The organism is Streptococcus sp. SK140, from assembly GCF_000259525.1.
In the GTDB taxonomy this organism is placed as follows: Bacteria; Bacillota; Bacilli; order Lactobacillales; family Streptococcaceae; genus Streptococcus.
In genome coordinates this window covers 1-6,494 of the sequence record NZ_AJML01000004.1, presented here as the reverse complement: position 1 = coordinate 6,494, position 6,494 = coordinate 1, and the positions used below count along the sequence as shown (strand labels likewise).

Annotated in this window: 5 protein-coding genes and 1 pseudogene; 3 read left to right on the top strand and 3 right to left on the bottom strand. The window is 38.9% G+C overall.

Annotation, left to right across the window (positions count from 1 at the left end; all coding sequences use genetic code 11):
• The 3 genes and pseudogenes from HMPREF1116_RS03150 to HMPREF1116_RS03140 all read left to right on the top strand — a co-directional run.
• A pseudogene (locus tag HMPREF1116_RS03150) lies at window positions 1–576 on the top strand (YwaF family protein); the annotation flags it as partial.
• A gap of 34 nt (window positions 577–610) precedes the next feature.
• Window positions 611–1,303 (top strand): YwaF family protein, encoded by a 693-nt coding sequence (locus HMPREF1116_RS03145; protein ID WP_000546389.1) that lies wholly within the window; start codon window positions 611–613, stop codon window positions 1,301–1,303.
• Between the two features lie 238 nt (window positions 1,304–1,541).
• The gene (locus tag HMPREF1116_RS03140) at window positions 1,542–3,086 is read left to right on the top strand and encodes a peptide chain release factor 3 (RefSeq protein ID WP_001025409.1); all 1,545 of its coding nucleotides are present in this window, start codon (window positions 1,542–1,544) and stop codon (window positions 3,084–3,086) included.
• Between the two features lie 631 nt (window positions 3,087–3,717).
• On the opposite strand, the gene HMPREF1116_RS03135 is transcribed toward HMPREF1116_RS03140, so the two are convergent.
• From HMPREF1116_RS03135 to HMPREF1116_RS03125, 3 genes are all read right to left on the bottom strand, one after another.
• Window positions 3,718–4,410, bottom strand: a complete 693-nt coding sequence (locus tag HMPREF1116_RS03135; RefSeq protein WP_001008804.1) for a CPBP family intramembrane glutamic endopeptidase — start codon at window positions 4,408–4,410, stop codon at window positions 3,718–3,720.
• Window positions 4,411–4,470: 60 nt separating this feature from the next.
• Complete coding sequence (locus HMPREF1116_RS03130; protein WP_007554473.1) at window positions 4,471–5,103, bottom strand: hypothetical protein; 633 nt, start codon at window positions 5,101–5,103, stop codon at window positions 4,471–4,473.
• Between the two features lie 163 nt (window positions 5,104–5,266).
• Window positions 5,267–6,494, bottom strand: a 1,228-nt coding sequence (locus HMPREF1116_RS03125) for a TrkH family potassium uptake protein (RefSeq protein ID WP_000663542.1), incomplete at its 5' end; no start/stop codon positions are given.

The following is a 6,494-nucleotide window of genomic DNA, read 5'->3' as shown; positions in this document are numbered from 1 at the left end:
GCTCTATCAATTCGCTATGCCTCCTTTAAACCTTATCGAGATTTTTGGTATTGGGGTCAATTGATTCAATTACTGATTATCAACGCTTGGTATATTGCTGTGCGCCTGCCCCTGTCTGAGGCTCTCCCTTTTTACCATAGTCGCATGGCTATGTGGATGATTCTTTTTGCCCCTAATAAGACCTTTTTCAAACAATACTTTGCCTTGGTTGGAGTATTTGGTTCTATTATGGCTTTAGTTTATCCAGTTTTTTATCCGTTTCCTTTCCCTCATGTTTCCTCGGTCAACAATGTTTTCGGACACTGAGCCCTCTTGGCTAACTGCTTGATTTATCTTATTAGATATTATAAAGTTGAAAAAGGAGATGCTTGGAAAATATGTCAGATGACCTTTGGTGTCAATGCAATTATCTTTCTAGCCAACCTCTTGACAGGAGGGAATTATGGCTTTTTGAGTAATCCCCCTGTGATTGGGGATCATAGCGCCTTGGTTAATTATTTGATAGTAACCAGTCTGATGACAGGGATTCTCGTCCTCATCAATCAATTTGTTAAATACAAACATCAGAATAGTTAGCGAACAACTGAATTTATTGTTTTAAGGAGATTTTATGCATCATTTTATTACAAGAACCCAAACCACACCGCCTCCTATTCCCATTTTTTGGTACGGTGTCATGATAGGCCTTCTTGCCTTGTCTATTTATGCTTCTCTTACTTACTACAAAAATCCCAAATTTGTTCGATTGTTTAAGTGGATTCAAATTGCGCAACTGCTAGCTCTTTACGCTTGGTATATAGGTTTTAGCATTCCATTTTCAAATAGTCTGCCTCTTTACCATTGCCGCTTGGCCATGTTTGCAGTAGTATTCTTGCCAGACAAATGGAAAACCAAACAGTATTTTGCCCTTATGGGAGCTAGTGGAGCAGTATTTGCCTTGGGTTATCCGGTTTTTGATCCATATGACTTTCCGCATATTACTAGTTTTTCATTCCTGATTGGACATTATGCTCTCCTGGTAAATTCACTTGTCTATCTCATGAATCACTACGATAAGACTCTGCTTAAAAAGTATCGCATTATCGCCTACACTTTTATTCTTAATCTTTTCCTAGTTGGAGTCAATCAAGTGACAGGTGGGAATTACGGGCTTTTGAATACTACGCCTTTTATCCCAGATGCTCCTATTTGGATCAAGTATCTTCTGGTTTCAATCATTCTTTCTTCAGCCTTGGTGCTCTTTGATATTTTGTTTAAGAAACGCTGGCAAAAGAAAATGGCACTAGAATCAACTCTTTCATGATTTAGATTGTAAGCTAAAAGAAGATATAGAATTTGAGTCGACCAATCACAAAATACAAATTGCAATATCTGTTATTTAAAAGCAAGTCTACTATAGAGACCTGCTTTTTCTTGTGTAAGCAATTGAAAAACTCTCTAAAATCCGATATAATGGAGTGTTGAAAGGAATTTTAGAGTCCGATGTAACAAAGAATGCTTATAAATTGAAATTATTAAAAAAGTAGAAAGAAAGAGAACTTATGAACATTCAAGAAGAAATTAAAAAACGCCGTACCTTTGCCATCATCTCTCACCCGGACGCGGGGAAAACAACCATCACTGAGCAATTGCTCTATTTTGGGGGAGAGATTCGTGAGGCAGGTACTGTAAAAGGGAAGAAAACAGGAAACTTTGCCAAGTCTGACTGGATGGATATCGAGAAACAACGTGGGATTTCGGTAACGTCATCTGTGATGCAATTTGACTACGATGGTAAGCGTGTCAATATCCTCGACACTCCAGGGCACGAGGATTTCTCAGAAGATACCTATCGTACATTGATGGCGGTGGATGCGGCTGTCATGGTTGTGGACTCTGCCAAGGGTATCGAGGCCCAAACCAAAAAGTTATTTGAGGTTGTTAAACACCGTGGCATTCCAGTCTTTACCTTTATGAACAAGCTGGACCGTGACGGTCGTGAACCACTAGATCTCTTGCAAGAACTAGAAGAAGTCTTGGGCATAGCTAGCTACCCGATGAACTGGCCAATCGGGATGGGGAAAGCCTTTGAAGGCTTGTATGACCTCTATAACCAACGCTTGGAACTTTACAAAGGGGATGAACGCTTTGCTAGTCTGGAAGATGGGGACAAGCTATTTGCTAGCAACCCATTCTACGAGCAAGTCAAGGATGACATCGAGCTCTTGCAAGAAGCTGGAAATGAATTCTCAGAAGAAGCCATCCTTGCGGGTGAATTGACTCCGGTATTCTTCGGTTCAGCACTTACTAACTTTGGAGTACAGACCTTCCTTGAAACCTTCCTCAAGTTTGCTCCAGAACCTCATGGACACAAGAAAACAGACGGAGAAATTGTTGATCCTTATGACAAAGACTTCTCAGGATTTGTCTTTAAAATTCAAGCCAACATGGACCCTCGTCACCGTGACCGCATCGCATTTGTTCGTATTGTATCGGGTGAATTCGAGCGTGGTATGAGTGTTAATCTTCCTCGTACTGGTAAGGGAGCTAAGCTGTCAAATGTTACTCAGTTTATGGCTGAAAGTCGTGAGAATGTCACTAATGCCGTAGCTGGAGATATCATCGGGGTTTACGATACTGGTACTTATCAGGTTGGGGATACACTAACTGTTGGAAAAAATAAGTTTGAGTTTGAACCACTGCCAACCTTTACACCTGAGATTTTCATGAAAGTTTCTGCTAAGAACGTCATGAAACAAAAATCTTTCCACAAGGGAATTGAGCAATTGGTGCAAGAAGGAGCTATTCAGCTTTATACCAACTACCAAACGGGTGAATATATGTTGGGTGCCGTTGGTCAATTGCAGTTTGAAGTCTTCAAACACCGTATGGAAAATGAGTACAATGCAGAAGTGGTTATGAGCCCAATGGGTAAAAAGACGGTTCGCTGGATCAAACCTGAAGATCTGGATGAGCGTATGTCTTCAAGCCGAAACATCTTGGCCAAAGACCGCTTTGACCAGCCTGTTTTCCTCTTTGAAAACGACTTTGCCCTCCGTTGGTTTGCAGATAAGTATCCGGATGTAGAGTTAGAGGAAAAGATGTGATTCAGTAAGTCTACTTGATTGCAAAGCAATCTAAGTAGACTACGGCAAGTCTTATAAGACTTGCCTAACTGCCTCACTAACTTAGTTTTACAAATGGAATCGATTTGTAAAACCAAGTATCGCAATCTAATAAACGGTAACCGCTATGGCAATTTACCTAAACGCTTCACTAGGCAAAACCCACGAATGGTATCGATTCGTGGGTTTTTCCATCGTAACAGAAAGGAAGTGGTCTAGCTACCTGTCTTACTAACTGCGTTTGGCAAATAAAATCGATTTGTAAAACTCAGTGTTGTAGTAAAAAAGTACTTGCTTTGGAACCTTAAATCTATTGAAAAAGGCCAAGAAAAATATCTTCTTGGCTTTTCTTGTAGGCTGGTTTTAACAAAATTCCTAAACTCTGCCCTGGTGAGGGACGGAGTTTAGGAGGTCTTTTAGGTCGCTAATCGGTAAATAACTTCAGTATAGATATCCATTTTTAAACTTTATAAAATTTATGCATAAAAATATTTTTAAAATTTTTTAAGATGGTAGAAAAAATGAATTTTTCCGAGATAAAGTGCTGCTTGAAACAAAAAAATCCCTTAGACCAGGACGATTGATCCAGCCTAAAGGAATGGATAATTGGGTATTAGATACCGAAATTTTTCATAAAAATTGTGAAGAGTGCCAGTAAGATGAAGCTGATACTATTAAGTAACATATGGACCGAGATAGACATTTCCAAACGTCTGGTACGATAAGCAGTCCAAGTGAGGACGACTGACATCCAACCATAAATCAAGAAGGAAGGGAGATTAGAAGGCATATGTGCAAGGAGGAAGATTAGCCAACCAATGACATAGCCAAACTTTTCGTAGCCTTGGAAGAGTTTGGTAGGAATAATCCCGCGACAAATGATTTCTTCACAAATAGGTGCGATTAAAACGATGAGGAAGAAACTGCTAATCAGAGAGCTTTCAGAAACAAGGTTGTTAATTACTTGTTGATTAGCAGTTGTTGTTTGCTTCACGAGTTGTAACCAGATTCCACCCACAAGATTTCCAACATAAATAACTAGATAGCTTAAGACAATGCGAGGAAGATCGTTAATGGTGAGAAGTTTAGATTTTAAATCCAGCAACTTGCTCTTATGGGCTCCGTATAAAAAGATAGCAAGTACAAGAATCGAAATAAGGGACACAAGAATTGTTGACCAGATTGGATTAAACTGAATTTTAGTTAGTATAGCTAGAGTTAGCATAGGAGTCTGAGATAGAAAGATAGCTACTAACAAAATCCCAAACCAAGCGAGTCGCTTACGAAAATCTTTAAAAAAGTTCATTGATGTATCTCCTAAAATTTTTTTTTAATTATAACATAATTATTGCAAGGATTCTATTTGTTACCATAAGAGGAAGGTACAAACGACAAATAGAATATCCCGAATCAAATGACTGTAGAATGACACCTCTTCTCTTAAGTTTTTTGGAAATAAAAAACTGAGAAATAAAGCGCCAAGGCCAATATAAAAAGCGATGGATAAAATGGTGATTGGATTACGTAGGAAGATTAAAATGGAAATGATAATGATGGAAAATCTCACTTCCTTGCTACTGGAATTTTTTTGCAACCTTCTCCATTTTTTTAAGGGGAGAAAGGTAATAAGATCAACTCCAAAGAGAAAAAAGAAGGAGGGGAGGATGAGTTCTGCAGCTTCTTTTTGAAGTAAGTTGACAGTAACGATAGTATCTGATAGAACCAGCCCAACCCCGCAGAGGTTGGCCACAATCATCATACTATAAAATAAAAAGATAAAGCGACTCCTATCAATCAGTTTATCTCTTTTCAGGTTGTGACTAGATAAATAATGCATAAAGGCACAAGACCCAGATAAGCCCAATAAAGTCAGTAGAAAATAAAAACAGGATTGTTTGAGGGCCAGAGAGGTTCCAGACCAAAAGATACAACTACAAAATGCCAGTTGGATTAAGGCAAAGAACAAGAGTAGTCGAATTGATTTTATGACTTTTTCCATAAAGTATCCCCTATATTTTTTTCTTATTATAGCTAAAAGATAGGAGAGAAAAATCCTTAAATTCCCAATTGTCGATTTTTAGAGCTGTCTTGTCTTTTGAAACTAAAAAATCCCCCTTCAAGGGTTCCTTGAAGAGGAGAGATAGGGTGTAAAGTTGATTGTTCTAACGTTTAGACCAAGTTCGCTTCATAAAGAGCAGTATGATTGGATAGATTTCAAGACGTCCTGCAATCATTGCAAAGGATAGTAGAAGTTTTGAAAATGGACTAAAAATTGAGAAACTTGCAGTTGTTCCTAAAATAGGACCGATATTGTTAAAACAACTGAAAACAGCACTCGTGACAACCATTAAATTATTGGTATCTAAACTGACGATGAAAATCAAACTGAGTAGAATCATGATATAAACCACAAAATACTTCAGGATCTTGTGCTGGGTATCCTTATCAATAACCGTTTGATTAACCTGAAGGGTTAACACACGGTGAGGTGATATGGTAGACAAGACTTGATTTTTAGCAATTTTAGACAGGATGACTCCACGGATGATCTTGAGACCACCAGCGGTAGAACCAGCAGAACCACCGATTGCCATCAGCATTAGCAAGATGTATTGAGAGAACAAAGGCCAGTTCGTGATATCTCCATATCCAAAACCGGTAGTGGTAATGATGTTAGATACTTGGAAGAAGGCCATCTCAAAACTTTGAGAAACGCCACTATAGAGGTGAAGCGTGTTGAGTGTGATTAAGCCAGTTGATATGGCTACAATCAAGAGATAGGCTCGGAGTTCTTCATCAAAAAAGAATTCCTTGATACGACGGAGCATGAGGTAGTAGTATAGATTGAAATTGACCCCAAACATCAAAACCCCGACACTTGTCAGATAGGTAATGAGAGAACTGTGATAGTGGGCAATTCCGTCATTATAAACAGTAAAGCCACCAGTACCAGCAGTACCCATAGCGATAACAAAACTATCGTAGAGTGGCATACCAGCAAGGTAATAAATAACCACAAAGAGGGCAAACATAGCCAGGTAAAGGATATAAAGGATTTGAGCTGTATTTTTTAGCTTAGATACAACCTTGCCAAATACTGGTCCTGGAACCTCAGCCTTCATAACTTCTAGGTGACTATTTTTAGCATTGTCCATAATAGCTAGGGCAAAAACCAGTACCCCCATCCCTCCGATGAGGTGGGTAAAACTCCTCCAAAATAGAAGAGAACGACTTAAGACAGAAACATCATTTAAAATGGTTGCTCCCGTTGTTGTGAAGCCAGAACTAATCTCAAAGAAGGCGTCTATCATATTGGGAATTTGCCCTGAAAAGACAAAGGGAAGGGCACCAAAGAATGACCAGAGGATCCAACAGAGGGCTACAATTAAG

Coding starts and splice junctions, on each gene's coding strand:
- HMPREF1116_RS03130 (WP_007554473.1), bottom strand. CDS start 5,103: ATGGAAAAAGTCATAAAATCAATTCGACTACTCTTGTTCTTTGCCTTA.
- HMPREF1116_RS03135 (WP_001008804.1), bottom strand. CDS start 4,410: ATGAACTTTTTTAAAGATTTTCGTAAGCGACTCGCTTGGTTTGGGATT.
- HMPREF1116_RS03145 (WP_000546389.1), top strand. CDS start 611: ATGCATCATTTTATTACAAGAACCCAAACCACACCGCCTCCTATTCCC.
- HMPREF1116_RS03140 (WP_001025409.1), top strand. CDS start 1,542: ATGAACATTCAAGAAGAAATTAAAAAACGCCGTACCTTTGCCATCATC.